This window comes from Azospirillum sp. A29, assembly GCF_042604625.1.
In the GTDB taxonomy this organism is placed as follows: domain Bacteria; phylum Pseudomonadota; class Alphaproteobacteria; order Azospirillales; family Azospirillaceae; genus Azospirillum; species Azospirillum palustre.
The window spans coordinates 659,802-686,559 of the sequence record NZ_CP170466.1 but is presented as its reverse complement, the minus strand read 5'-3'; the positions used below and the strand labels follow the sequence as shown (position 1 = coordinate 686,559).

Sequence of the window (26,758 nt, the reverse complement as noted above, 5' to 3'; positions counted from 1 at the left end):
GTGACGATCACCCGCGCGCGGTGGTGCGCAGGGTCTCCTCGGCGGCGCGGATCAGCGCCATCGACTTGTTGACGGTCTCCTGATACTCGGCCTCCGGGTCGCTGTCGGCGACGACGCCGCCGCCGGCCTGGACATACATCATGCCGTCCTTCAGCACGGCGGTGCGCAGCGCGATGCAGGTGTCCATCGCGCCCGAGGCGCCGAAATAGCCGACGCAGCCGGCATAGACGCCGCGACGGGCCTTTTCCAGCTCGTCGATGATCTCCATGGCGCGGACCTTCGGCGCACCGGACACGGTGCCGGCAGGGAAGCCGGCGACCAGCGCGTCGAGCGCGTCGAACTTCGGATCGAGCTCGCCCTCGACGTTGGAGACGATGTGCATGACGTGGCTGTAAAGCTCCACGATCATCTTGGCCGTCACCTTGACGGTGCCGACCTTCGCCACCCGGCCGACGTCGTTGCGACCGAGATCCAGCAGCATCAAATGCTCGGCCAGCTCCTTCGGATCGCTCAGCAGGTCGGCGGCCAGCGCCTCGTCCTCCGCCGTGGTGGCGCCGCGCTTGCGGGTGCCGGCGATGGGACGGACGGTGACCTTGCCGTCGCGCACGCGCACCAGGATCTCCGGGCTGGAGCCGACGACGGTCAGGTCGCCGAAGTCGCAGTGGAACAGGAAGGGTGACGGGTTCAGCCGGCGCAGCGTGCGGTACAGCGCCAGCGGCGACGGCTTGAAGGGGAAGCGGATGCGCTGGGACGGCACGACCTGGAAGATGTCGCCGGCCCGGATGTACTCCTTCGCCTTCTCCACGATCGCGTGATACTCCTCGCGCGTCGTGTTGGAGGTCCAGGCCAGCGGCAGGCCGTTCTCCGCCCGCGGCTCCCGTCGGTAGGGCAGGGGGCGTTCCAGATCGGCCAGCGCGTCGGTCAGCCGCTCCCGCGCGTCGGCGTAGGCGGTGGCGGCATCTTTGCCGGATTTCGGCCAGACCGGGGTCACCAGCGTGATCGAATCGGTGTGGCTGTCGAAGATGGCGACGATGCTGGGCCGGGTCAGGATTGCGTCCGGGATGTTCAGCTCGTCCGGATTGTTGTCCGGCAGCCGCTCCATCAGGCGGACCATGTCGTAGGTCATGTAGCCGAACAGGCCGGCGGCCATAGGCGGCAGCGCTTCCGGCAGGTCGATCCGGCTCTCGTTGATCAGCGCGCGCAGCTCGTCCAGAGGTGCGTTGTCGAGCGGCTTGAAGGCGTCGCGGTCGTGCAGCGCGTCACGGTTGATCTCCGCCCGGTTGCCGCGCGACCGCCACACCACGTCCGGCTTGAAGCCGATCACCGAATAGCGGTCGCGCCGCGACCCCGCCCCGCGCTCCGCCGATTCCAGCAGGAAGCCGAAAGGACGGCCGTCCGCCAGCTTCATGTAGGCGGAGACCGGGGTCTCCAGATCGCTGACCAGCGTGGTCCACACCACCTGCGGCCGACCGGCGGCGTAAGCGGCATCGAAGCTGGTGATATCGGGCTGGACCTTCACGGCACGAGACCTCTTGGATTGCTGTCGGCGGCGCCGAAGCCTCAGTTGCTGGCGAAGAACTGGTCGATGCGCTGGCGATGGATGCGGACCGGATACTTGTCGCGCAGCGCGTTGGTGAACTCCGCCACCAGATCGCCCTCCATCCCCTGTTCGACCGCGGCGCGGACCGTCGCCAGATCGGCGTCGGCGGCCTTCGGATCGGCCGGGATGATCTCCTTCAGGCGGGTGACCACCTGGGCATCGGCGGTGTTGCCGGTGACGACCTCGTTCGGCTTGGCGGCGAACAGCTTGGCGACCAGCTCAGCCGGCAGGCCCTGGACCGCCTGGGCGTCGCGGGTGAAGGGGCTGGTCATGGCGAAGGTGGCGCCGGACTGGGTGGCGACGTCCTGGGCCGCGGCCTCCGCACCCTGCTTCAGGCGGGCGGCGATCTCCTCCGCCTTCTTGGCGGCGCGCTCGGCGCGCTGTTCCTGCTGCCAGTCGGCGATGACCTGATCGCGCACGTCGGCCAGCGGACGGACGGCGGCGGGGATCACGCTGTCGACGCGGACGGCGGTGAAGTTGCTTCCCTCGCCCTCCGTCAGGTTGGTGGAGGCGCCGGTCTTCAACTGGAAGGCGTTCGGCAGCAGCGCCTTCAGGCCGGGCAGGTCCGGGGCGGCGTCCTTGCCGTCCGGGGCCTTGCCGGTGCTGTCGATGGCGGCGACCTTGCTCAGCACCAGACCCTGGGCCTGCGCGACCTCGTCGAGCGACGCGCCGCTGGCCAGCTGGTCCTCGACCCGGTTGGCGATGGAGAAGACGGAGTCGACCGCCTGCTCCTTCTTCATCTCGGCCGCCAGCTGGTCGCGCACATCCTCGAAGCTCTTGGTCGAGGCCGGGGTGACGCCAGTGATGGCCATGACGTGCCAGCCGAGCGCGCTCCTGATCGGGTCGGAGGGCTTGCCCGGCTCCAGCGCGAAGGCGGCGTCGCCGATCTCCGGCAGGTCGGTCTTGGCGATGTTGTCCAGGGTCACCGGCTCGACGCCGGCGTCCTTGGCGGCTTCGGCCAGACCCTTGGCCTTGGCGGCGTCGGCGATCTGCTTGGCTTTCGCCTCGTCGTCGGTCACCACCATCTGGACCGAGCGCTTTTCCGGGGCGCCGAACTCGTTCGCGCGCTCCTCGTACGCCTTGCGAAGCTGGGCGTCGTCGATCTTGATGTCCTTCGCCAGCGCGTCGGGCGACAGGCGGGCGACCGTGAGGGCGCGGTATTCCGGGGCGGTGAAGCGGACCTGATGGTCGTCGTAGGCCTGCTTGATCGTCGCGTCGTCGGGCACGCCGACATCGCCGATGGAGGCGTTGGGCAGGGTGACCACCTCCGCCACGCGCTTCTCGCCGCGATAGCGGTAGAGGTCCTGCACCAGCGGCTGCGGCGGGGTCAGGCCGGCCGACACCGCGCCTGCCACCAGCTGGCGCGCCGTCTCGCGCTGGATCATCGCGACATAGCCGTCTTCGGTCAGCTGGTTGTTGCGCAGCACGGACCGGAAGATGTTGGGGTCGAACTGGCCCTGCTGGTTGCGGAAGGCCGGCTCGTCGGCGATGCGCAGGCGGACCACCTCCGGCCCGACGGCGATGCCCATGTCGGCGGCGGCGAGGTCGAACAGTGTGCGCTGGATCAGAGATTGCAGCGACTGTTCCAGAAGGCCGAAGCGCTTGGCCTGCTCGGCGGTCAGGTTGCCGCCCAGCATCGGGCGCAGCCGTTCCATCTGCCGGCGGAATTCCTGGTCCAGCGCCTGCTGCCCGATCTCCACCTTGCCGACTTCGGCGACGGTGGTGGGCGTGGTGGAACGGAACACGTCGCCGATCCCCCAGATGCCGAAGCTGAGGATCAACAGCACGAACAGGATCTTGACGACCCAGGAGCCGGCGAAATTGCGGATGAACTGGAGCATGGGACCCGAACCTAAGCGCGTCGTTCGGCCATCCGGCCGGGGCGGCGCATCATAGATAGGGGAGGGAGGGGCGGCAACAGCCCATTTCCAGCTTGGGCATCGCCGCCACCACCGCCGCCGGAGCCCGCCCGGCGGGGCCCAAACATGCGAACGCCCCGGCCCTGCTTGGAAATGCAGGACCGGGGCGTCCGATGGCTACGCCGGATCGGCAGACCCTTGCGGGCGCCGGGATCGCTTCGGCGGTTACTTCAGCGTGTCGCGCACGGCATCCTTGGCGCCGCCGACGGTGTTCTGCACCTTGCCGGCCGCCTTCTCGCCGCGGCCTTCAGCCTCGGTCTTGGTGTCGCCGGTCAGCTTGCCGGCGGCTTCCTTGATGGCACCCTTGATGGAACGGGCGGCGCCCTCGATGCGATCCTTGTCCATGGTGGCAACCTCATGTGTGTTGGTTATGCCTGGACAACAGGACGGAAGACGAAAGGGTCCATTAAAAATATTACACGAAAGACAAGCGGCCCGCCTTCCCCAAGCTCACGCCCGGCGCGGCCCGTCGACTCCGCGGCCGGACGACCGCGCCGGCACGCCGCCGTCGACAGGCAGGTCGCGACGCATCGGTCCGGCGCTGTGTCGGCGCAGGGCCGCCAACTGGAGGGCGCGATGGGTGATCTGGTCGCGGAAATCGCGGTCGACCCGGCTGAAGGCGCTGAAGGCCAGCTTCACCGCCGCCGGGGATCGGGTGTGCAGGGCATCGTTCAGGGAATCGCGCAGGGTGCGCAGTTCGAGGATACCGGGCACGAAGGCCATTTCGACCGCCTCCGCCAGGATCTCGACGGAACACAGCGTGGCTTCGTCATCGAGCGTCAGGCGCACTCCGCGTTCCCCCCGGCCGTGGTCAGGAACCGAGCAGATCCAGCACCGCCGGCAGGCAGCGGCTGCGGGACAGGCACTCTTCGCAACGGCCCGCCATCGGACGCGGGTCCGGACAATGCCGGTTCCGCAACGCCTCCAGCCCCTGGACCAGGACGCGCTTCTTCGACTCCGAAATCACGTCGGTGGCCCGGATCGTTTCGATGGCATCCCGCATCGGGTCGGTAGCGTCTATGAGCATCATAGTATGCCTCCTGCCCGGCGAATCTATGCCGCACCCCCAGCCAAGTCCATGAATGCACTGTAATATTAGGACGGCAAATTGAAACGAGCTGTGGCGCGTTGCAATGGCCCGCAACCTATTGACGCCGAAGCACACGGCCGTCAGCATCCTGCCAATCTGGAGCGGGACTGAGGTGGACGGGCGGATGGAGCGGACACAGGGCGCGACGCTGGCGCTGTATGGCGCGGCGGCGCTGGCGGAGATAGCCGGCTGCTTCGCTTTCTGGGCCTGGATTAGGCTGGATCGCAGCGCGTGGCTGGCTGTGCCGGGCGTGGCAAGCCTGTGCCTGTTCGCCTGGCTGCTGACGCGGGCCGACGCCGAATTCGCCGGGCGGGCCTATGCCGCCTATGGCGGCGTCTACATCGCGGCGTCGCTGCTGTGGCTGTGGCTGGTCGAGGGGGCGCGGCCGGACCGCTGGGATGCGGCCGGCGCGCTGATCTGTCTGGGCGGAGCGGCGCTTATTCTGGCCGGGCCGCGCGGGGGCTGAGCGCCGACGCCGGCCGGCTGACCCAAGGGTGCAGGGCAGGGCCGTTGACCAGCACCAGCCGGCCGTCATCCACCCGCAGATAGGCCCCGACGCGCACCCGGCGACGCAGGATGTCGTCGTTGAGCATGATCTGGGCATCGGCCAGGGACAGCGGGGTGCCCTGGTAGTATGCACGGCCGTCGGAGTGTCGGATCTGGCTGAATGCGTTGGTCATGACGGAATGCTCCCAATCGTTTTTTCTCGAACCGCGGACCGTTGGCGGACCCGACGTGACGGCGTCAGCCGACCTGGGGATCGGTTGTTGCGGCCGTTGTCAGGAAAAACGCCTGGGACCTGCGGTTTATTCCTCCATCAGGCACAAAGAGACGGGACTGGGTGGAAAAATGCCGGGACGGTTCCCGGATCGCCGGTGTTGGCGAATAGTGTCAGCGAATATCTTGGGGCGTATACCGCCGAAGGTCCAGCACGCCGGACCCAATGCCCCCGAATTGTCGCAGACCACACGCGCGAAAGCTGTAGTGGTGCGGCGGACGGTGCGCAACTATCTCCGAAACCGCGGCCCGCATTGAACCATGTCAATCGTACTTCGGCCTCTAACCGTTAGAGTGCCAAACCATCGCGGCGACAGGGTTGCGGAAATGCCCTGCATTTTCGCGTCTGCTTGACGTTGGAAAAGATGCCGGACGGGGTCATAATACCACCGTCGGGTATCCGAATTCGGTCAGCCGGGATCCCGGCGGCGCATCACGAGGTCCATCTTTCGGGCCGGACAGAAGAAACGGATCGCTTCGTGAACCTACAACCGGCGGATCAGATGAACGGTTCCGAGTGCAGCGGGTCCGGCGCGGCGGAAGCCGCCGGGATGCCGCGCGATCCGGCCTTTCTGGCCTCGCTGGCCGCCAGCCTGCTCGACGATGGCGGGATGGCGCTCGTCTATCTCGACCGCGACCGCGTGTGCCGGCATGCCGACCGCCATTTCGCCGCGGCGCTCGACCGCTCCCCGGCGGAGCTGGTCGGCCAGCCGCTCGCCGCCATTCAACATCCGGTGACCGCGGCGCTGGGCGCCGCCATCGCCGCCCTCGGCCAGTCCCAGGCGCACGGCTCCGCCCCGGTCGATTGCCCGACGGTCGGCTGCGACGGCCGCCGTTCGATTCTCAGCGGCAGCGTGACCGCCCATCGCGACGGCGCCGGCACGATCCTCGGCTATCTCGGCACCTTTCACCAGACCGGCGATCCCGACCGCATCGCCGAGTTCGTGACCTGCCGCGACAGCTTCGTCGCCACCCTGCTCGACGCCGCGGTGGACGGCATCATCGTGTCCGACCGCAGCGGCATCATCCGCTCGATCAACCGCGCCTGCTGCCGCCTGTTCGGCTATGAGGACAGCGAGCTGGTCGGGCGCAGCATGACCATCCTGATGCCGCCGCCCTTCTCCCGCGACCACACCCGCTATGTCGACACCTACATGCGGACCGAGCGGGCCAAGATCATCGGCATCGGCCGCGACACGCTGGGCCAGCGCAAGGACGGCACGGTGTTCCCCATCCATCTCAGCGTCGGCGAGGCGCGGATGGGCGACGACGTCACCTTCGTCGGCATCATCCGCGACATTTCCGACCGTCTGGCGGCGGAGCAGCGCGCCTCCTACCTGGCGCGGCACGACCCGCTGACCGGCGTCCTGACCCGCACCGCCTTTTTGGAGGAGTGCGAGGCGCTGTTCGCCGGCCACCGCGCCGACGGGCCGGAGGGCGGCGGAAGTGGTGGGGCAGGCGGCGGGGCAGGTGGCGGGCTGTTCGCGCTGTTCGCGCTGGACGTCGACCAGTTCAGCGACGTGAACGAAGCCTTCGGCTTCCATGTCGGCGATGCCGCGTTGAAGGCGATGGTCAGCCGGGTGACCGAGGTGCTGCCGCCCAACACCATCATCTGCCGCATCGCCGCCGACGAATTCGCAGCGCTGTCACGGGTGGCCGACGCCGATCAGGCGCGCACGCTGGCCGGGGTGCTGCACGACCGGCTGACCGCGTCGATCTACGCCGACCGCCATTGGGTGCGGCTGCGGCTGTCGGTCGGCGCCGCGGTGCAGGACGAGACGGTCGGCACGCTGGAGGATCTGAACGCCAAGGCCAAGCTGGCCTTGCAGGCGGTGCAGCACAATGGCGGCAACGCCATCTGCTTCTACACGCCGGAAATGGCGGCGGCGGCGACGCGGCGGATGATGCTGACCATGCATCTGACCCACGCGATCGAACGGAACGAACTGCGCCTCGTCTACCAGCCCATCGTCGACAGGGCCGGCCGGGTCCGCTCGGCCGAGGCGCTGCTGCGCTGGGACCATCACGCGCTGGGGCCGGTGTCGCCGGGGGAGTTCATCCCGGTCGCTGAGGAAAGCGGCCTGATCGTGCCGATCACCGATTGGGTGTTGTCCACCGCCATCGCCCAGATGGTGGCCTGGGAGGCGGAGGGCGTGCTGCCCGACCGTGTTTTCCTCAACATCTCCGGACAGCAGTTCCTGCGCGGCAACCTCACGCTGCGCCTGGAGGAACTGCTGAGCGAGCATCCGTCGCTGCGCAGCCATCTCGGGCTGGAGATCACCGAACAGGCAGCGGTACGCGACCTGAAGGTGGCGGTCCGGACGCTGGGCGAGCTGGCCGATCTCGGCATCCAGGCGGCCATCGACGATTTCGGCTCCGGCTATTCCTCGCTCAGCTATGTGCAGCAGCTGCCGGTGGCGAAGCTGAAGATCGACCGCGCCTTCGTCATCGACGTGCCGGAAAATCCGAAGAGCAACGCGCTGGTCCGTGCCGCCGTCGGCATGGCGCACGGCCTTGGCCTGACCACCGTGGCGGAAGGGGTGGAGACGGCGGAGCAGCGCGATTTCCTGGTGTCGGTCGGCTGCGACCTGATGCAGGGCTATCTGTTCGGCCGCCCGATGGCGCCCGAGGCGCTGGCCGACATGGTGCGCACGCAGGGCGCGCCGGCCATCGCCCGATCTGCCGTCCCGGCGCCGGGGTGATCGGGCGCAGGTGATCCGGGCAAGGGGGCGGTCATCCGCCCCTCACGGATCCTCCGGCGGCTCCCACCCCTCCGGTGCCATCCGGAACCCGGCGAACTCGAAGGCCGGCGCCACGGTGCAACTGACCAGAGACCAGCCGTCCGGCCCCTCGGCCAGACTCCGCGCCGCCTGCCAGGCTCCCACCGGCACCACCGCCTGCGGCCGCTCGCCGCCGGCGATGTCCATCCCCAGCCGGCGGCTCTCGACCGCCCCGCCATCCTGATAAATCGACAGCTCCAGCGGCGCCCCGCCGTGCCAGAGCCAGATCTCCACGGCATCCACCGTGTGCCAGTGCGACCGCTGCCCGGCTTTCAGCAGGAAATAGATCGCCGTCACCGCCCCGCGCCCGCCATCGCCCGGCGCACGGTAGGTCTCGGCGTAGAAGCCCCCCTCCGGATGCGGCTGCAACCCCAGCAGTTCGATCAGCCGCTCGGCGGTCGGCGCATCGTCCGTCATCGCGTGCTCCGCGCCGCCATGCCCAGCCCCTCGCGCAGCTCCGGCAGCAGCATCGCCCCCAGCATGGCGATCACCGGCAGCACCGCATAGTCGCCCTGCGCTGCCGCGTCGATCAGCTCGCGGGCGCTGTGCAGCTCGATCCGCATGTCCTCCAGATCGCCCTGATCCGGCTCCGCCACCTTGCGGGCGCCCTTGGCGTGGAACATGTGGCAGGTGCTGCCCCTGGAGTTCGCCCCGACGACGAAGCCGCCCAGCGCCGTCCAGTCGTCGGCGGCATAGCCGGTTTCCTCCAGCAGCTCGCGCCTGGCGGCGGCCAGCGGATCCTCGCCGGGCTCGATGGCGCCGGCGGGGAAGGTCAGGCTGACGCGGCGCGGCCCATGCTTGTAGGTGCGCAGCATCACGACCTTGCAGTCCTCGGTCTCCACATACATCAGGGCGAAGTCGGGCTGGTCGATCTGGTAGAAATTCTCCACCGTCCGCCCGTCCGGCAGCTGGACCGTCTCCGCCCGCACCTTCAGGTACGGGCTGGCATCCAGCAGCTCGCGGCTGTCGAGCACGTCCCAAGGCTTCTGTTCGCCTTGTTTCTGCTCGTCATGCTTCTGGTCATCGCTCATGCGGCGGTTCCGTAAGGCGGCTGGGTGTGGCCGGCGGGGGAGAGGGTGAAGATCTCGCAGCCGCCCTCGGTGATGCCGATCTGGTGCTCGAACTGCGCCGACAGCGAGCGGTCGCGGGTGACCGTGGTCCAGCCGTCGGACAGGATCTTCACCTCCGGCCGGCCGGCGTTGATCATCGGCTCGACCGTGAAGACCATGCCGGGGCGCAGCTCGACGCCGGTGCCGGGCTTGCCGAAATGATCGACGTGCGGGGCGCCGTGGAACTCCCGCCCAATGCCGTGACCGCCGAAATCGCGCACGACGGAGCAGCGCGCCGCCTCGGCCATCGTCTGGATGGCGTGGCCGATGTCGCCCAGATGGTTGCCGGGCTTGGCCTGGGCGATGCCGGCCATCATGCAGCGGTAGGTCAGGTCGACCAGCTTGCGCGCCTTGACGCCGATCTTCTCGCCGACGAAATACATGCGGCTGCTGTCGCCGTACCAGCCGTCCAGGATCACGGTGACATCGATGTTGACGATGTCGCCCTCGACCAGCTTCTTGTCGTCGCTGGGGATGCCGTGGTTGACGACATGGTTGGGCGAGATGCAGCTGCAGGCTGGATAGCCCTGATAGCCCAGCGTCGCCGGAATGCCGCCGCGGTCGCGCTGGAACGCCTCGATCAGCTTGTCGAGTCGCCCGGTGCTGACACCCGGCACCACGAAGGACGCGATGTAGTCCAGCGTCTCGGCCGCCAGCCGGCAGGCCTTGCGCAGCGCCGCGAACTCTTCCGGACCGTGCAGAACGATCCGCCGTCCATCCCTATCCATCAAACCGTCATCCGTCACGTAAATCCTCTGACCATCCTTCGGCTGCCGCGACCATCCGCAGGCAGCGCAACAAGCTATCACGCCACCCGTCTGAAAAAAGCCCCTGCATTCCACCCCTGCAATCGTAGGATTCGGCGGAATGGCTTGCTATATGTGGCGGGCCTTACCCCCATCGGACTACCAGACCTTTGGCGAAGCCCACCACCCGATATGTCTGTCAGGCCTGCGGCGCCTCCTTCCCGAAATGGGGGGGCAAGTGCGACGCCTGCGGCGAATGGAACAGCCTTGTCGAGGAGACCGCTCCCGACAGCGCGCCCAAGGGGCTGGGCGCTGCCCGCGGCCGCCGCATCGATTTCGTCGGGCTGCACGGATCCAGCGAGGCGCCGCCGCGGCGGATGACCGGCATCGCCGAGTTCGACCGCGTCTGCGGCGGCGGTCTGGTCCCCGGCTCGGCCATCCTGATCGGCGGCGATCCCGGCATCGGCAAATCGACCCTTCTGCTCCAGGCGATGGCCCGGCTGTCGCAGGACCACCGCTGCGCCTATGTCTCGGGCGAGGAGGCGGTCGATCAGGTGCGCCTGCGCGCCCAGCGGCTGGGCTGCGCCACCGCCCCCGTCGATCTGGCGTCGGCCACCAGCGTGCGCGACATCGTCGCCTCGCTCGACGACGCCAAGGGTCCGGAGGTGATCGTCATCGATTCGATCCAGACCATGTATATGGACAATCTGGACAGCGCCCCCGGCACCGTCGCCCAGGTCCGCGCCAGCGCGCAGGAGCTGATCCGCATCGCCAAGCGGCGCGGCGTCGTCCTGCTGCTGGTCGGCCATGTGACGAAGGAAGGCATGATCGCCGGACCCCGCGTGCTGGAGCACATGGTGGACACGGTGCTCTATTTCGAAGGCGAGCGCGGCCACCAGTTCCGCATCCTGCGCGCGGTGAAGAACCGCTTCGGCCCGACCGACGAGATCGGCGTGTTCGAGATGGGCGACGCCGGCCTCGGCGAGGTCGCCAACCCGTCCGCCCTGTTCCTGGCCGAACGCCGCGGCGACGTGTCGGGCGCCGCCGTCTTCGCCGGGATGGAGGGCACCCGCCCCGTGCTGGTCGAGGTGCAGGCGCTGGTCGCCCCGTCGCCGCTCGGCACGCCGCGCCGCGCCGTGGTCGGCTGGGATTCGGCGCGGCTCGCCATGGTGCTGGCGGTGCTGGAGGCGCGCTGCGGCGTGCAGATCGGCGCCAACGACGTCTATCTGAGCGTGGCGGGCGGCCTGCGCATCACCGAACCGGCCGCCGACCTCGCCGTCGCCGCAGCGCTGGTGTCGTCGCTGACCGGGGAGCCGGTGCCGGCCGACACGGTGGTGTTCGGCGAACTCGGCCTGTCGGGCGAGGTCCGCGCCGTGAGCCAGACCGACACGAGGCTGAAGGAGGCGGCGAAGCTCGGCTTCTCCTCCGCCATCTTCCCGGCCCGGCGCGCCGGCAAGAAGGGCAGCCGCGGCGACAACGGCCTCAAGACGGTCGAACTCCAGCAGCTGGGCGAGCTGATGCCGCTGTTCCAGCCGCAGGGCTCCTCCGGCCGGCCGCCGTCCAGGCGCGGCCATGACGACAACGACACGCGCCGTTCGCGCGACGACGAGTACATCTGACCGCAATTCCGCCGTCACTCGGCACCTCATCAATCGGCACAGGCAATCGGCACAGGGTCATGGACACTCTTCCCGTCAATCCGGTGGACATCGTCGTTTTCGCCGTGCTGCTTCTGGCCGCACTGCTCGCCTTCAGCCGCGGCCTCGTCGCCGAACTGGTGTCGGTCGCCGCCTGGGCCGGTGCGGCCATCGTCACGCTCTATGCGCTGCCCCATGTCCTGCCCTATGCGCAGATCTACATCCGCTTCGAGATGCTGGCCTATGCCGCCTCGGCGGTCGGCATCTTCATCGTCGCGCTGATCGTGCTGTCTCTGCTGGGGCGCAGCCTGTCGCGCGGGGTGCAGGCGTCGGCGCTGTCGGCGCTGGACCGCACGCTGGGCTTCGCCTTCGGTCTGGTGAAGGGTGGGATTCTGGTTTCCATCGCCTACCTCTTCTTCCTGTGGCTGGTGCCGAACCAGGCCGAGCAGCCGGTCTGGCTCCAGCAGGCGAAGACCCGGCCCTTCCTGGCGATGGGGGCGGAAACGCTCTACGGCTTCGTGCCGGAGAATTTGCGCAAGGAAGGTCTCGGCCAGATGGACATGGCGCGCGACCGTGCGCGTCAGGCGATGGAGGCCAAGCAGGCGCTCGACCGCCTGTCGACGCCGGTGCCCAGCCCCGCGAAGACCGGGGGTGCGCAGGCGCCCGATACCGGTTATAAGGACCGCGATCGCGCCGATCTTGAAAGGCTGATGCAGAACAACGCCCGCTGAGCTTGACCGCTCGGTTTTGGCGCGATTGACGTTTGTGGGACCGTAGTTTTTTCCGTTGCATGTGCTGACGCGCGCCGACGGCGCCTCCTGGACGAAGGACTTCTGGTGATGCTGACGACGCATCCGTTCGACGACGACAAGCTGCGCGAAGAGTGCGGCGTGTTCGGCATCTACGGCAACCCGCAGGCGGGCGCCATCACGGCGCTGGGCCTGCATGCCCTGCAGCACCGCGGGCAGGAGGCGGCGGGCATCGTCAGCTTCGACGGCGGCCGGTTCCACCTCCAGCACACGCTGGGCCTGGTCGGCGACCATTTCAGCTCCGAGGCGATCATCGCCAAGCTGAAGGGCGGCAGCGCCATCGGCCATGTGCGCTACGCCACCACCGGCGACACCTCGATCCGCAACGTCCAGCCGCTCTATGCCGATTTCGAGTTCGGCGGCTTCGCGCTGGCCCACAACGGCAACCTGACCAACGCCCAGGTGCTGCGCCGCCAGCTGGTCCGCCGCGGCTGCCTGTTCCAGTCCTCCACCGATACCGAGGTGATCGTCCACCTGATGGCGACCGCCCGCGGCGGCTCGCCGGTCGACCGGCTGATCGAGGCGGTGCGGCAGGTCGAGGGCGCCTTCTCCCTGGTGGCGCTGACCTCCAAGGAGGTGATCGGCGTGCGTGACGCGCTCGGCGTCCGTCCGCTGGTGCTCGGCAAGCTCGGCGACACCTACATCCTGGCCAGCGAGACCTGCGCCTTCGACATCGTCGGCGCCGACTATGTCCGCGACGTCGAGCCGGGCGAGATGATCGTCATCGACGACAGCGGCCTCCACAGCCTGCGCCCGTTCCAGCCGCAGCAGCGCCGCCTGTGCATCTTCGAATACATCTACTTCGCCCGTCCCGACAGCGTGATGGAGGGCACCTCCGTCTATCAGGCGCGCCAGCGCATCGGCCGTGAGCTGGCCCGCGAGGCCGGCGTGCCCGCCGACGTGATCGTGCCGGTGCCGGACAGCGGCGTGCCCGCGGCGCTGGGCTACGCCCAGGAAGCCGGCGTGCCCTTCGACCTCGGCATCATCCGCAACCATTATGTCGGCCGCACCTTCATCGAGCCGACCGACCAGATCCGCCATCTCGGCGTGAAGCTGAAGCACAACGCCAACCGCGCGATGATCGAGGGCAAGCGCGTCGTGCTGGTGGACGACAGCATCGTCCGCGGCACCACGTCGAAGAAGATCGTCGAGATGGTGCGTGCCGCCGGGGCCAAGGAGGTGCACATGCGCATCTCCAGCCCGCCGACCTCGCACCCCTGCTTCTACGGCATCGACACGCCGGAGCAGAGCAAGCTGCTGGCCCACCGCATGACGGTGGAACAGATGCGCGAGTTCATCCAGGCCGACAGCCTTTCCTTCATCTCGCTCGACGGCCTCTACCGCGCCATGGGCGACGAGAAGCGCGACCCGGCCAAGCTCGGCTATTGCGACGCCTGCTTCACCGGCGATTACCCGATCCCGCTGACCGACGCGCTGGACCAGCCGCCGGTCGAGTCGAACGTCCCGGTCCGCGCCTGACCCGAAGCCCTCCCCCGCAACGGGGGAGGGTTTTTCGTATGTGAACGAACAATAATCCCAGGAAACGAGTCGTCCCCATGTCCCGTCTCTCCGGCCGCATCGCCCTCGTCACCGGCGCCTCGCGCGGCATCGGCGCCGCCGTCGCCAAGCGTTTCGCTGCCGAAGGCGCCCATCTGGTTCTGGTCGCCCGCACGGTCGGCGGGCTGGAGGAGACCGACGACGCCATCCAGAAGCTCTCCGGCCAGTCGGCGACCCTGGTGCCGATGGACCTGCGCGACTACGACAAGATCGACCAGCTCGGCCATGCGCTCTACCAGCGCTTCGGCAAGCTGGACGTGGTCGTCGGCAATGCCGGCGCGCTGGAGGCTCTCGGCCCGGTCGCCCAGTACGATCCGAAGCTGTGGTCGCGGGTGATGGACCTGAACGTGACGGCGAATTACCGGCTGATCCGCTCGATGGACCCGCTGCTGCGCGCGTCGGGCACCGGCCGCGCCATCTTCGTGACGTCCGCCGCCGCCAAGGCGCCGCACCATTACTGGATGCCCTACGGCGCCAGCAAGGCGGCGCTGGAGATGATCGTGAAGACCTACGCGATGGAGGTCGCCTCCTCCACCGTCCGCGTCAATCTGCTCGACCCCGGCGTGGTTGCGACCAAGCTGCGCACCCAGGCATTCCCCGGCGAGGACCCGACGAAGGTCGCCCAGCCCGACGACGTGACCGAGCGCTTCGTGGAGCTGGCCGAGGCCGCCTGCGAGCGCCATGGGGAACTGGTTCTGGGGCAGTAACAACTCACCTGCCAAATCCCCCTCTCCCCCCGGGGAGAGGATCGGGGGTGAGGGGGATGCACATGCCGGATGTCTTCGGCTGCGCCGAACCCCCTCATCCTAACCTTCTCCCCAGGGGGAGAAGGGATCTCCAAGAAATCAGCGCACCATCCCGCGCAGCCTATACAGCTCCTCCAGCGCCTGACGCGGCGTCAGGCTGTCCGGGTCGATCCCCGCCAGCGCCACCTCGACCGCTGACGGCCCGGCCGGTGCCGTCTCGACCTCCGCCACCACCTTCGCCGGCCGCTTCAACGCCGCGCTGAACAGCGGCAGATCCTCGGCCAGCCGGTGGATCGTCGCGTTCTGGTCCCCCGATTCCAGCAGCTTCAGCACCTCGTCGGCCCGCCCGACCACCGCCGGCGGCAGCCCGGCCAGCTTGGCGACGTGGATGCCATAGCTGCGGTCCGCCGCGCCCGCCGTCACCTCGTGCAGGAACACCACGTCGCCCTGCCATTCCTTGATGCGCATGGTGTGGCAGGACAGCGCCGGCAGCTTCGAGGCCAGCATCGTCAGCTCGTGATAGTGCGTGGCGAACAACGCGCGGCAGCGGTTCACGTCGTGCAGATGCTCGACGCAGGCCCAGGCGATGGACAGGCCGTCGAAGGTCGCCGTCCCGCGCCCGATCTCGTCCAAAATCACCAGAGCCCGCGCGCCCGACTGGTTCAGGATCGCCGCCGTCTCCACCATCTCCACCATGAAGGTGGAGCGCCCGCGCGCCAGATCGTCGGCGGCGCCGACGCGGCTGTAGAGCCGGTCGACCACCCCGATATGGGCCTGTTCCGCCGGGACGAAGCCGCCCATCTGCGCCAGGATCGCGATCAGCGCGTTCTGTCGCAGGAAGGTCGATTTACCGGCCATGTTCGGACCGGTCAGCAGCCACAGCCGGTTGTCCGGCGCCAGATCGCAGTCGTTGGCCACGAACGGCCCGCCATGGGCGGCGTCCAGCACCGCCTCCACCACCGGATGCCGCCCGCCCTTGATCGAGAAGGCGAGGCTGTCGTCCACCAGCGGCCGGCTGTAGCGCCTCTCATCCGCCAGTTCTGCCAGCGAGGTGGCGACGTCCAGCGCCGCCAGCGCATGCGCCGCCTGGGCGATGGCGTCGGCCTTGCCGGCGACCACCTCGACCAGCCCGGCGAACAGCTCCAGCTCCACCGCCAGCGCCCTGTCGGCGGCCTCCGAAATCCGGCGTTCCAGATCCGACAGTTCCACCGTGCCGAAGCGCACGGCGTTCGCCATGGTCTGGCGGTGCATGAACACCTCGCGTCCCTTGTCCGACATCAGCTTGTCGGCATGGGCGGCGGTGACCTCGATGTGATAGCCCAGCACATTGTTGTGCTTGACCTTCAGCGACGGCACCCCGGCGATCTCGGCATATTTCGTCTGCAGGCCGGCGATCAGCCGCCGGCTCTCGTCGCGCAGGGTCACCAGCTCATCGAGCGCATAGCTGTAGTCGCGGGCGATGAAGCCGCCGTCACGCGCCAGCAGCGGCAGCTCCGGCGCCAGCGCCTGGGTCAGCTGGTCCACCAGTTCCGAATGCGCACCCAGCCGCTTGTCCAGCGCCGCCAGCCCGTCCGGCAGCGGCATGGCGCCGGCCAGCAGCTCGCGGATCAGCCCGGCCTGCCGCAGCCCGTCGCGGATCGATGCCAGATCGCGAGGGCCCCCCCGGCCCAGTGTCAGCCGCGACAGCGCCCGTTCCAGGTCGGGACAGCTGCGCAACGCTTGGCGCAGCTCGGCCCGCAGCCGTTCCCCGGTCAGCGCGAACTCCACCATGTCCAACCGGCGGCCGATGGCGACCGGATCGGTCAGCGGCGAGGTCAGGTGGGCGCAGAGCAGCCGGGCCCCGGCTCCCGTCACCGTGCGGTCGATGGTGGCGAGCAGGCTGCCGCGCCGTTCCCCGTTCAGCGTCCGCGTCAGTTCCAGATTGCGCGCGGTGGAGGCGTCGATCTCCATCACCGCCCCCGGCCCCAGCCGGCGCGGCGGCGACAGCCGGGGCACGCGCCCCTTCTGCGTCAGCTCGACATAGCCGACGAGCGCACCGGCCGCCGCGACCTCCGCCCGGCTGAACGTGCCGAAGGCGTCCAGCGTGCCGACGCCATACTGGGTCAGCAGGCGCTGCTTGCCGTTCTCGCTGTCGAAACGCGGGTTGGGCTGCACGGTCAGCCGCGACTTCCATTCGCCCCACAGCTCGAACAGCTCCGGCGTCTGGCTCAGCTTCTCGGAGATCAGCACTTCCTGCGGGTCGAGCCGCCCCAGCGCGGCACCCAGGCCCGCGCGCTCCACCGGCTGCACCACCAGCTCTCCGGTCGACATCTCCAGCCAGGCCAGCCCCAGCCCGCCCGCCGTCTCCGCCACCGCCGCCAGCCAGTTGGAGGAACGGGCGTCGAGCAGGCTGTCCTCGGTCAGGGTGCCGGGGGTGACGATGCGGATGACGCCGCGCTTCACCACCGATTTGCCCCCGCGCTTCTTCGCCTCGGCCGGGTCTTCCATCTGTTCGCAGATGGCGACGCGGAAGCCCTGGCGGATCAGGCGCTGCAGGTAATTCTCGTGGGAATGCACCGGCACGCCGCACATCGGGATGTCTTCGCCCAGATGCTGGCCGCGCTTGGTCAGCGCGATGTCCAGCGCCGCCGCGGCATTGACCGCATCCTCGAAGAACATCTCGTAGAAGTCGCCCATCCGGTAGAACAGCAGGCAATCGGGATGCGCCTGCTTGATCTCCAGATACTGCGCCATCATCGGCGTGGCGTCGGGCGGAATGACGATTTCTGCGATGTCGGACACGGGAACCACGAAGCCTTGGATGGGTGTTGTTTCGGATGCGCACCCTATCACGGGATATGCAGCCGCGGGATAGGCGGCTTTGCCGAGCCTGGGACAATGGGACGCGCACGAACGACTCGGGTCCACGTCCCTGTTGCGGTTGACGGGCGCGCGCCGCCGGTCGCTACAATAGGGAAAGCTGAAAAATAGGGAGACGGCCATCATGACGCAATCGACCGGGCAGACCGTGCCCGCCGCCACACCTGCCGCCATACCAGCCGAGGTGCGGGAGGTCGTTGCCCTCTTCGCCACCCGCGCCGCGTTCGACCGCGCGGTGGAGGCCCTGCTGGCGGCCGATTTCGACCGCGCCGACCTGTCGGTCCTGGCCAGCCACACCTCGCTGGAGGCCGCCGACCCGAAATACCGGCCGCGCGACGAGGCGCTGACCGGACTGGTGGGCGAGCTGAAATACGCCTTCCCCCTGACCACCGCCGGCCTGATCGCCATCGTCGGCGGCCCCATCGAGGCGGCGCTGGCGGCGCTGGTCGCGGCCGGCGTCGGCGGCGTGGCGATCAAGGACTATCTGGACGAGCTGACCAGCCATCCCAAGCCCGACGAGTTCACCCGCGCGCTGGAGGCCGGCGGCATCATCCTGTGGGTGCGGGTGGAGACGGCGGAGCGCGAGGCGCAGGCCTCCGCCCTGCTGGATCGCGAAGGCGGCGGCAATGTGCATGTGAGCGTCCGCGACGCCTGACGGAGGGGCGGGCAGGGGGTAAGGCAGGCGGCATCAGGCAGGCGGCGTCAGGCGGTCAGGTTCATCACGGCGCCGCGCTTGGCGTCCTGCCCCGTCAGCTTCCGCTTCAGCTCCTCGGCGATTTCCTTCTCGACCGCCTCCCGCTTGTCCGACGGCATCGACTTCAGGTCGTCCTCGGTCATCTTGTGACGGGCAAGCCAGTCATCGCGGATCCGCTCGGCCGGCGTCTTCTTCGATTCCTTCAGGAAGGCGTTGACCGCGTCGGTGTCGGTGGTCGGGCCTTCGCTGCTGCCCCAGCCCTTGCGCGCGGCCGCCGTCTGCGACTGGGTGTAGAGGGAGGTCGAATAGCCGCTGTAGCCGTTGACTTGCATCGCGGTGGTTCCGCTGTCGGTTGCGCCGCCGCCGGACAGAACCTGCCGACAGTGCAGAACGCGATGCAATTTCAACGCCGAACGGGAAACCTTCTCGTTTCAAGGACTTGATGCGTTCACCAGGGCGGCCGAGCCTGCCGCCGGGCAAGTTCTGCCGGCCCATTCCTGCCGGTCTCGCCCTTCGCCGGGGACCCGGCCCTTCCCGTTACGCCGCGGCGGCCTGACGGCGCGTCGGGGTGGCGACCATCCGCAGCCCGTGCGCTTTGTACTGCGCCTGGACGATGGACGCCCATCCCATGCGGATCAGCGTCAGCTTCACCCCGTCCGACAGCTCGTCGCCGGTGACGAGGTCGGTCACCTGCCACATCAGCGTGTCGTCCACCGAGCGCGGGAACATCGCGGCCACCCGCAGCAGCCGCGCCATCAGCGCCGCCACCGTCTGCCGTCCCAGCCCGCGTTCGGCCAGCGCCAGCGCGTCGTTCAGCGCCGCCAGCTCCCGCCGTCCCTTCAGCGATGTCTCCTTCGCGGCTGTCTCCGCCGCGCGTCCCGTGCTCGTCCGGCCGGTCATGGCCTGTCTCCTGCGATACCGTCCATGGCGACCACTCTGGCCCCGCAACGGAAGCCTCGCTGTGACGGCCGTCACAACCGGGTGCACATGCAGGGGCCGGGCCCCTGGTTTTCCAGTGCGGGCGTGCTACCTGAAGGCTTTACCGCTATAGTGCGACCGTTGCGGCCATCCGGATCGCCTGCACGCCGCTTTAGAAGCCGAGGTTTTTCCCGACCGATGCTGTCCCGCTCCAAGGCGTTGCCCCCGCCAGAGTCGCCCGCGCCCGCCATCCCGAACAAGCGCGCCATCATCTCCCGCCGCAAGCTGTCGGGGGAGCTTGAGGATCTGGTCGCCGAACACGGCACCGGCGACAAGCTGCGCCCGGCGCTGATCGCCTGCCTGCGCAAGTCGCTGGCCGAGGGCAGGGCGGAGGTGCGGCGGCGCTTCGACGCCGGCGGCTCGGGCGAGCAGTGCGTGCGGGAAAACTGCTATCTCGCCGACCGCGTGGTCGGCACGCTGGCCGACTTCACCGTCCGCTTCATCTTCCCCACCGCCAATCCGACCTCCGGCGAGGTGTTCGACGTGGTGGCCACCGGCGGCTACGGCCGCGGCGAGCTGGCGCCCTTCTCCGACATCGACCTGCTGTTCCTGTTGCCCTACAAGCGCACGCCGCGGGTGGAGCAGGTGGTCGAATACATGCTCTACATCCTGTGGGATCTGGGGCTGAAGGTCGGCCATGCCGTGCGCAGCATCGACGAGTGCATCCGCCAGTCCAAGGCCGACGTCACCATCCGCACGGCCATCCTCGAATCGCGCTATCTCTGGGGGCCGGGCCAGCTGTTCGCCGAGCTGCGCAAGCGCTACGACAAGGAGGTGGTGGCCGGCACCGGCCCCGAATTCGTCGAGGCCAAGCTGGCCGAGCGCGACAACCGCCACCTGAAGATGGGTGACAGCCGCTATGTGCTGGAACCCAACCTGAAGGACGGCAAGGGGGGGCTGCGCGATCTCCAGACCCTGTTCTGGATCGCCAAGTATCTCTACCGGGTCGAGGGAGTCGACGAGCTGGTCGGCAAGCATGTGCTGACGCCGGAGGAGGCGCAGCGCTTCGCCAAGGCGCAGAACTTCCTGTGGACCGCGCGCTGCCACCTGCATTACCTGACCGGCCGGCTGGAAGACCGCCTGACTTTCGACGTCCAGACCAGCATCGGCGCCGCCATGGGCTATACCGACCATGCCGGCACCAAGGGCGTCGAGCGCTTCATGAAGCATTACTTCCTGGTCGCCAAAGACGTCGGCGACCTGACGCGCATCTTCTGCGCGGCGCTGGAGGCGGAATCGAAGCGTCCGCCCCGGTTCAATCTGCTGCGTCTGGCCTCGGTCGCCCGGCGCAAGGACGTGGACGGCTTCATCGTCGACGGCGAGCGGCTGAACGCCCGCAGCGACAAGCAGTTCAAGGAACAGCCGATCGACATGATCCGCCTGTTCCACACCGCGCAGATGAACGACATCGACATCCACCCGGCGGCGCTGCGCTCCATCACCCGGTCGCTGTCGGCCATCGGCCCGAAGCTGCGCAACGATCCGGATGCCAACCGGCTCTTCCTCGACATCCTGACCGGGCCGAAGGATCCGGAGATCACCCTGCGCCGGATGAACGAGGCGGGCGTGATGGCCCGCTTCATCCCCGACTTCGGCCGGGTCGTCGCGCAGATGCAGTATGACATGTACCATGTCTACACGGTGGACGAGCACACGCTGTTCGCGCTCGGCATCCTGCACAAGATCGCGTCGGGCGAGCATGCCGACGAACTGCCGCTGTCGACCGAGGTGATCCACAAGGTCGTCTCGAAGCGGGCGCTCTATGTCGCCGTCCTGCTGCACGACATCGCCAAGGGCCGCGGCGGCGACCATTCGGTGCTGGGCGCCCGCGTTGCCGAGAAGCTCTGCCCGCGGCTCAGCCTGACGGCGGAGGAGACGGAGACGGTGGCGTGGCTGGTGCGCTGGCACCTCGCCATGTCGCACACCGCCTTCAAGCGCGACCTGGAGGACGACAAGACCGTCCGCGACTTCGTGGCGCTGGTCCAGTCGCCGGAACGCCTGCGCCTGCTGCTGGTGCTGACGGTGGCCGACATCCGCGCCGTCGGCCCGCAGCGCTGGAACAACTGGAAGGCCACGCTTCTCCGCGAACTCTACAACCGTTCCGAAGAGCTGATGTCGGGCGGCATGACGGTGGAGGGCCGCGGCCGGCGCATCCAGGCCTCCCAGGCCGCATTGCGCGCCCAGCTGACCGACTTCGACGAGGCGGCATTCGAGCATCACAAGGGGCTGGGCTACCCCGGCTACTGGCTGGCCTTCGACACCGACACGCTGGCCCATCAGGCCCGCATCGTCCGCGAGGCGGAGCGGGCACAGCGTCCGCTGACGGTGGAGACCCGCGTCGACCGCGGCCGGGCGGTGACGGAGGTGACGATCTACGCCACCGACCACAGCGGCCTGTTCTCCCGCCTCGCCGGGGCGCTGGCCGCCTGCGGGGCGGACATCGTCGATGCCCGCATCTTCACCATGACCAACGGCATGGCGCTCGACGTCTTCTCGGTGCAGGACGCCGCCGGCGGCGGCGCCTTCGAGAGCGGCGACAAGCTCGCCAAGCTGTCGGTGATGATCGAGAAGGTGCTGTCGGGCCAGTTGAAGCCACTGAACGACCTGTCGACCCGCCGCACGCCCCATGCCAGCCGCACCCGCGTCTTCCATGTGCCGCCGCGCGTGCTGATCGACAACAACGCCTCCACCACCCACACGGTGATCGAGGTGAACGGCCGCGACCGTCCCGGCCTGCTCTACGACCTGACCCGCGCTTTGTCGAACCTGACCCTGCAGATCAGCTCGGCCAAGGTATCGACCTTCGGCGAGAAGGCCATCGACGTCTTCTATGTGAAGGACGTCTTCGGCCTGAAGGTGACGCATGACGGCAAGCTGTCCAAGATCAAGGAACGGCTGCTGAGCGCACTCGACGACCCCACCGGCGACGCCCCTCCCCCGGCGACGGTCAAGCGGACCCGGACCAAGGTGACGGGGGCGTAAAACACCCCCTCTCCCCCAAAGCTGATACCCTCTCCCCCCGGGGGGAGAGGGGACAGCCCCGGAAACCGCCGTCTACGGCGCCATGAACACGCTGGCGTGCTTGCCGGCCTCGCCGCTGCCCAGATCCTTGGCGATCACCGCGACATCGGTCGAGCCGGACTTCACCGCCGCCGCCGGCACCTTCACGAACACCCGGAAGGTCGCCACCGAGTCCGCCTCCGCGGTCAGCGTCAGGCTGCCGCCGCTGCCGGCCGCCTCATCCCCCGCCACCGACAGATGCGCGTCGCGCAAGCCCTCGAAGCTCACCGCATAGCTGCGGGCGATGTGCGTCTTGTTCAGCACCTTGATGGTGTAGGCGTTCTGCACCGACCCGTCGGACAGAGTCACGAACAGCGGCGCCCGGTCGCGCAGCACGCTGACGTCCAGCGTCGGCCGCAGCATCAGCGCGATGCCCATGGCGCAGAGCACGATCAGCATGATCAGCGAATAGATCACCGTGCGCGGCCGGACCAGCTTCACCCGTTCCGGCTTGCCGTCGATCTTGGCGATCTGGTTCGACTGGGTGTCGAAACGCACGAGGTCGAGCGGCCGGCCGATCTGCCGCATCACGTCGTTGCAGGCATCGACGCACAGGCCGCAGCCGATGCAGGAGATCTGCTGTCCCTCGCGGATGTCGGTACCGGTCGGGCAGACATGGACGCACTGCTTGCAGTCGATGCAGTCGCCCAACCCCGCCGCCTGCCGGTCGTCCCAGCTCTGCGACTTGCGCAGCGGCGCCCGGCCTTCGCCGCGCCAGTCCTCGTAGGTGACCAGGAAGGTGTCCTCGTCCACCATGGCGGACTGGAAGCTGCGCCACGGGCAGACATAGATGCAGATCTGCTCGCGCGCCCAGCCGGCGAAGAAATACGTCGTGAAACTGAACAGCGCGCTGAAGGTCGCCACCCCGCTGGTGATCTCACCGTGGAGCAGCTCGTTCATCAGCGTCGGCGCGTCGTTGAAATAGAACACCCAGGCCCCGCCGGTCAGCAGCGAGATGCCGACCCACGCCGCATGCTTGGCGGTCTTGCGCGCCAGCTTGGCCCCGGTCATCGGCGCCTTGTCCAGGCGGATGCGGGTGGTGCGCGGCCCTTCGATCTTCCGCTCCACCCACATGAACAGGTCGGTCCACACCGTCTGCGGGCAGGCATAGCCGCACCAGATGCGCCCGGCCAGCGTGGTGGCGAAGAAGATGCCGAAGGCGCCGAGAATCAGCAAGCCGGTCAGGTAATAGACCTCCTGCGGCCAGATCTCGATCCACAGGAAATAGGCGCGCCGCCCGACCATGTCGATCAGCACCGCCTGGTCCGGGATGCCCGGCCCGCGCTCCCAGCGAAGCCACGGCGTGATGTAGTAGATCGCCAGCAGGACGATCAGCACCGCCCATTTCAGCTGCCGGAAGCGCCCCTTCACGTCGGCGGCATAGACCTTGGGCCGGTCGATGAACCAATGGCGTCCCGGTTCCTCCTGCGGCCCGGCGTGGGTCTTGGCGGCGTGCTTGCCGGCAGGTTCGGGGCGGCGGGTGAGGGTGGTGTCTTCTTGGCGAAGGGACATGGCATCTTTCCTCGGCCGTCAGCGGCACGGGTGGCGTCAGCGTCGTCCCTTCTCCATAAGACTTCCGTGATGGAGCCGCATTGCGCAATGTCAATCCGGCCCACTTTCTCAAACGGTCTGCCCGCGCAGCTCCGCCAGCCCGTCGTGATAGGCGCGGTCGAACAGCGCCTCCAGCCGGGCGTCGATGCCGCGCAGCCCGGCGACCACCGCATGGGCCCATTCGAAATACTCGACCTTGCGCGACAGCGGCCAGTCGGCGGGCGGGCTGTGCGCCATCGAGCGCAGGTTCGACACCTTGTCGGCCAGCTTCACCAGCTTCGCGCGGGTCGAGGCCTTGGGGGCGGCGTCGATCTGGTGCTGCTTGCGCTCGGCCTTCGACATGCGCTTGTCGTCGGTGGTCTCGGCGACGACCTGCACCACCTCGGTGCCGAACAACTGCTCGATCTCCTCATAGCTGGCGTCGGTGTCCTCCAGCGTGTCGTGCAGCAGCGCCGCGATCACCACCACCGGGTCCTTGCCGGCCGTCGCCTCCGCCACCAGCAGGGCCACCTCCGACAGGTGGTTGACGTAGGGTTCGGCGCGCACGCCCTTGCGGCGCTGGTCGATGTGCTTGTGCGCGGCGAAATCCAGCGCGCGGGCGAAATCGAGGAGGGGGGCGCCCGGCAAGGAGGAATTTGGCAAGGAGGCGTTTGGCAGGCTCATGCTGTTCTCTCGGCTGGGGCATTGCATTATTCTCCGCATCGGAGAAGCCCGTCCTGGGAACTCCCCGATGCCGAAGGACCGCGCCCATGTTCACGTCATTCTTCTTCGATCTGCGCAAGGCCGGCGTGTCCGTCTCGCTGACGGAGTACCTGACGCTCATGGAGGCCATGAAGCAGGGCACCGCGTCCTTCCGCGTCGAGGATTTCTATTATCTCAGTCGTGCATGCTTGGTTAAGGACGAACGCAACCTCGACCGCTTCGACCGCGTCTTCGGCGCCACCTTCAAGGGCCTTACCGAGGAGATGCCGGCCGGCGAGGAGGTCCCCGTCACCGACCTGCCGGAGGAATGGCTGCGCAAGCTGGCCGAACGCTTCCTGACCGACGAGGAGAAGGCGCAGGTCCAGGCGCTCGGCGGCTGGGACAAGCTGATGGAGACGCTGGCCCAGCGTCTGGCCGAGCAGAAGGGCCGGCACCAGGGCGGATCGAAATGGATCGGCACCGCCGGCACCTCACCCTTCGGCGCCTACGGCTACAATCCGGAGGGCGTGCGCATCGGCCAGCACGAGAGCCGCCACCGCCGCGCCGTCAAGGTGTGGGACCGTCGCGAGTTCAAGAACCTGGACGACCGGGTGGAGATCGGCACTCGCAACATCAAGGTGGCGCTGCGCCGCCTGCGCAAGTTCGCCCGCAGCGGCGCCGCCAGCGAACTCGACCTGCCCGGCACCATCCGCGCCACCGCCAACAACGCCGGCTGGCTCGACCTGAAGATGGTCCCGGAGCGGCACAACACGATCAAGGTGCTGCTGTTCCTCGACATCGGCGGCTCGATGGACGACCACATCCGCCTCGTCGAGGAGCTGTTCTCCGCCGCCCGCAGCGAGTTCAAGCATCTGGAGCACTTCTACTTCCACAACTGCGTCTATGAGGGCGTCTGGCGCGACAACGCCCGCCGCCACACCGAGCGGCTGTCGACCTGGGACGTGCTGCACACCTATCCCGCCGACTACAAGCTGGTCTTCGTCGGCGACGCCGCCATGAGCCCCTACGAGATCGTCTATCCCGGCGGCAGCGTCGAGCATTGGAACGAGGAAGCCGGTCAGGTGTGGATGCAGCGCCTGCTGTCGGTCTACGCCAAGGCGGTCTGGCTGAACCCGACACCGCCGCAATACTGGGACTATTCGGAAAGCACCCGGCTGCTCCAGCGCCTGATGGGGGGGCGGATGTTCCCACTGACGCTGGAGGGGCTGGACGGGGCTATGCGGGAGTTGGGGAGGTAAGGGGGCGGATCGGCCGGAAGGGATCGATTGGGGCAAACTTTGAAGTCACCCCACCACCCGCCGGTACAGGTGCCACGTCGCATGCCCCAGCACCGGCATGACCACCGCCAGCCCGACGAAGGCCGGCAGGCACCCGACCGCCAGCATCGCCACCACGATCACGCCCCACAGCATCATCGGGCCGGGATTCGCCATCACCGCGCGGATGGAGGTCTGCATCGCGATGATCCAGTCCACCTCGCGGTCCAGCATCATCGGGAAGGACACCACGCTCAGCGCCAGGGTCGCCAGCGCGAAGATCAGGCCGACGGTATTGCCCAGCACGATCATCTGCCAGCCCTCCGGCGTGGTGAACAGCAGATGGACGAAGGCGCCGACGCTTCCGGGCTCCAGCCGGCCCAGCGTGTGGTCGTAGACGATCTGCGCCGCCCCCAGCCACAGCACATAGAGCGTCAGCATCAGCAGCCCCAGTGCCGCGATCGACCAGATCGCCCGTGACCGGAAGACATCCAGCGCATTGACCCAGGAAACCGGCTGCCCGCGTTCCCGCCGCCGGCTCAGTTCGTAAATGCCGACGGCGGCGAGCGGTCCGACGAAGGCGAGGCCGGCGACCAGCGGGTAGAACAGCGGCAGCAGATCGCCGCCATAGGCGATGCGCGCCGCGACCAGCCCGACGAGCGGATAGATGACGCTCAGGAACAGCAACTGCGTCGGTGCCGCCAGGAAGTCGCGCCATCCCAATGCCAGCGCCTCGCCCAGGCTGAGGGTGTCGATGGAACGGATGCGGACATCCTTGGGCACCACCAGCATGTCTGTCAGCGGGGCCTTGTGCTCGGGCATGTACCAGCGGTTCGCCATGGCTGGACTCCTCCCTCTTCCTTGACCGGCCCGGTGGGGGCGTGGACG

Annotated in this window: 24 protein-coding genes; 9 read left to right on the top strand and 15 right to left on the bottom strand. The window is 68.3% G+C overall.

The features are described from left to right. Positions 1 to 7: 7 nt before the first annotated feature. From trpE to ABNQ38_RS18075, 5 genes are all read right to left on the bottom strand, one after another. Complete coding sequence (gene trpE / locus ABNQ38_RS18095) at positions 8 to 1,519, bottom strand: anthranilate synthase component I (protein WP_377809591.1); 1,512 nt, start codon at positions 1,517 to 1,519, stop codon at positions 8 to 10. Positions 1,520 to 1,560: 41 nt separating this feature from the next. Then, positions 1,561 to 3,441, bottom strand: a complete 1,881-nt coding sequence (locus ABNQ38_RS18090) for a SurA N-terminal domain-containing protein (protein WP_377809590.1) — start codon at positions 3,439 to 3,441, stop codon at positions 1,561 to 1,563. Between the two features lie 243 nt (positions 3,442 to 3,684). Continuing rightward, positions 3,685 to 3,864, bottom strand: coding sequence for a CsbD family protein (locus ABNQ38_RS18085; RefSeq protein ID WP_109051108.1), 180 nt, complete (start codon positions 3,862 to 3,864; stop codon positions 3,685 to 3,687). Positions 3,865 to 3,969: 105 nt separating this feature from the next. Continuing rightward, a complete protein-coding gene (locus ABNQ38_RS18080; protein WP_377809589.1) occupies positions 3,970 to 4,308 on the bottom strand; it encodes a hypothetical protein in 339 nt (112 codons plus the stop codon). Between the two features lie 22 nt (positions 4,309 to 4,330). Beyond that, positions 4,331 to 4,549 (bottom strand): hypothetical protein, encoded by a 219-nt coding sequence (locus ABNQ38_RS18075; protein WP_377809588.1) that lies wholly within the window; start codon positions 4,547 to 4,549, stop codon positions 4,331 to 4,333. A 184-nt stretch (positions 4,550 to 4,733) separates the two neighbouring features. On the opposite strand from ABNQ38_RS18075, the gene ABNQ38_RS18070 reads away from it, so the two are divergent. Next, entirely contained in the window at positions 4,734 to 5,075 is a 342-nt protein-coding gene (locus ABNQ38_RS18070) for a YnfA family protein (protein ID WP_098741093.1), read from the top strand. Here the strand turns inward: ABNQ38_RS18070 and ABNQ38_RS18065 are convergent. Further along, on the bottom strand, positions 5,047 to 5,289 hold the full coding sequence (locus ABNQ38_RS18065) for a hypothetical protein (protein WP_174469726.1): 243 nt from the start codon (positions 5,287 to 5,289) through the stop codon (positions 5,047 to 5,049). The genes ABNQ38_RS18070 and ABNQ38_RS18065 overlap by 29 nt on opposite strands. 600 nt (positions 5,290 to 5,889) lie before the next feature. Here ABNQ38_RS18065 and ABNQ38_RS18060 point away from each other — a divergent pair. Beyond that, entirely contained in the window at positions 5,890 to 8,088 is a 2,199-nt protein-coding gene (locus ABNQ38_RS18060) for a putative bifunctional diguanylate cyclase/phosphodiesterase (protein ID WP_377809587.1), read from the top strand. A 42-nt stretch (positions 8,089 to 8,130) separates the two neighbouring features. Here ABNQ38_RS18060 and ABNQ38_RS18055 read toward each other — a convergent pair whose 3' ends face one another. From ABNQ38_RS18055 to map, 3 genes are read right to left on the bottom strand one after another with little or no spacing between them, the layout of a single operon-like run. After that, positions 8,131 to 8,583 (bottom strand): cupin domain-containing protein, encoded by a 453-nt coding sequence (locus ABNQ38_RS18055; protein WP_377809586.1) that lies wholly within the window; start codon positions 8,581 to 8,583, stop codon positions 8,131 to 8,133. Then, on the bottom strand, positions 8,580 to 9,197 hold the full coding sequence (locus ABNQ38_RS18050) for an NUDIX domain-containing protein (protein WP_377809585.1): 618 nt from the start codon (positions 9,195 to 9,197) through the stop codon (positions 8,580 to 8,582). Before ABNQ38_RS18050 ends, ABNQ38_RS18055 begins: the two co-directional genes overlap by 4 nt. Then, positions 9,194 to 10,003, bottom strand: a complete 810-nt coding sequence (gene map / locus ABNQ38_RS18045; protein WP_377809584.1) for a type I methionyl aminopeptidase — start codon at positions 10,001 to 10,003, stop codon at positions 9,194 to 9,196. The genes ABNQ38_RS18050 and map overlap by 4 nt, the downstream gene beginning before the upstream one ends. A gap of 188 nt (positions 10,004 to 10,191) precedes the next feature. Between map and radA the strand changes: the two genes are divergently transcribed. The 4 genes from radA to ABNQ38_RS18025 all read left to right on the top strand — a co-directional run bounded on the left by radA (position 10,192) and on the right by ABNQ38_RS18025 (position 14,731). Further along, positions 10,192 to 11,640: a DNA repair protein RadA gene (radA, locus tag ABNQ38_RS18040; RefSeq protein WP_377809583.1), complete on the top strand. Its 1,449-nt coding sequence runs from the start codon at positions 10,192 to 10,194 to the stop codon at positions 11,638 to 11,640. Between the two features lie 59 nt (positions 11,641 to 11,699). Next, complete coding sequence (locus ABNQ38_RS18035) at positions 11,700 to 12,389, top strand: CvpA family protein (protein ID WP_377809582.1); 690 nt, start codon at positions 11,700 to 11,702, stop codon at positions 12,387 to 12,389. A gap of 108 nt (positions 12,390 to 12,497) precedes the next feature. After that, the gene (gene purF / locus ABNQ38_RS18030; RefSeq protein WP_377809581.1) at positions 12,498 to 13,946 is read left to right on the top strand and encodes an amidophosphoribosyltransferase; all 1,449 of its coding nucleotides are present in this window, start codon (positions 12,498 to 12,500) and stop codon (positions 13,944 to 13,946) included. A gap of 77 nt (positions 13,947 to 14,023) precedes the next feature. After that, on the top strand, positions 14,024 to 14,731 hold the full coding sequence (locus ABNQ38_RS18025) for an SDR family NAD(P)-dependent oxidoreductase (RefSeq protein ID WP_377809580.1): 708 nt from the start codon (positions 14,024 to 14,026) through the stop codon (positions 14,729 to 14,731). Between the two features lie 138 nt (positions 14,732 to 14,869). On the opposite strand, the gene mutS is transcribed toward ABNQ38_RS18025, so the two are convergent. Further along, a complete protein-coding gene (mutS, locus tag ABNQ38_RS18020; protein ID WP_377810094.1) occupies positions 14,870 to 17,506 on the bottom strand; it encodes a DNA mismatch repair protein MutS in 2,637 nt (878 codons plus the stop codon). Positions 17,507 to 17,753: 247 nt separating this feature from the next. Between mutS and ABNQ38_RS18015 the strand changes: the two genes are divergently transcribed. Next, complete coding sequence (locus ABNQ38_RS18015; RefSeq protein WP_377809579.1) at positions 17,754 to 18,284, top strand: hypothetical protein; 531 nt, start codon at positions 17,754 to 17,756, stop codon at positions 18,282 to 18,284. 47 nt (positions 18,285 to 18,331) lie between these two features. Here ABNQ38_RS18015 and ABNQ38_RS18010 read toward each other — a convergent pair whose 3' ends face one another. Together ABNQ38_RS18010 and ABNQ38_RS18005 are read right to left on the bottom strand one after the other, a co-directional pair. Beyond that, positions 18,332 to 18,655, bottom strand: a complete 324-nt coding sequence (locus ABNQ38_RS18010; protein WP_377809578.1) for a hypothetical protein — start codon at positions 18,653 to 18,655, stop codon at positions 18,332 to 18,334. A 205-nt stretch (positions 18,656 to 18,860) separates the two neighbouring features. After that, a complete protein-coding gene (locus ABNQ38_RS18005; RefSeq protein ID WP_377809577.1) occupies positions 18,861 to 19,223 on the bottom strand; it encodes a hypothetical protein in 363 nt (120 codons plus the stop codon). Between the two features lie 216 nt (positions 19,224 to 19,439). Between ABNQ38_RS18005 and ABNQ38_RS18000 the strand changes: the two genes are divergently transcribed. Beyond that, positions 19,440 to 22,283, top strand: a complete 2,844-nt coding sequence (locus ABNQ38_RS18000) for a [protein-PII] uridylyltransferase (RefSeq protein WP_377809576.1) — start codon at positions 19,440 to 19,442, stop codon at positions 22,281 to 22,283. Between the two features lie 72 nt (positions 22,284 to 22,355). Here ABNQ38_RS18000 and ccoG read toward each other — a convergent pair whose 3' ends face one another. After that, entirely contained in the window at positions 22,356 to 23,873 is a 1,518-nt protein-coding gene (gene ccoG, locus ABNQ38_RS17995; protein WP_377809575.1) for a cytochrome c oxidase accessory protein CcoG, read from the bottom strand. A gap of 108 nt (positions 23,874 to 23,981) precedes the next feature. After that, complete coding sequence (locus ABNQ38_RS17990; protein WP_377809574.1) at positions 23,982 to 24,575, bottom strand: HD domain-containing protein; 594 nt, start codon at positions 24,573 to 24,575, stop codon at positions 23,982 to 23,984. 86 nt (positions 24,576 to 24,661) lie between these two features. Here ABNQ38_RS17990 and ABNQ38_RS17985 point away from each other — a divergent pair, with 86 nt between their 5' ends. Then, positions 24,662 to 25,852: a VWA domain-containing protein gene (locus tag ABNQ38_RS17985; protein ID WP_377809573.1), complete on the top strand. Its 1,191-nt coding sequence runs from the start codon at positions 24,662 to 24,664 to the stop codon at positions 25,850 to 25,852. Positions 25,853 to 25,897: 45 nt separating this feature from the next. Here ABNQ38_RS17985 and ABNQ38_RS17980 read toward each other — a convergent pair whose 3' ends face one another. After that, positions 25,898 to 26,710: a DUF2189 domain-containing protein gene (locus tag ABNQ38_RS17980; RefSeq protein WP_377809572.1), complete on the bottom strand. Its 813-nt coding sequence runs from the start codon at positions 26,708 to 26,710 to the stop codon at positions 25,898 to 25,900. Positions 26,711 to 26,758 lie beyond the last annotated feature (48 nt).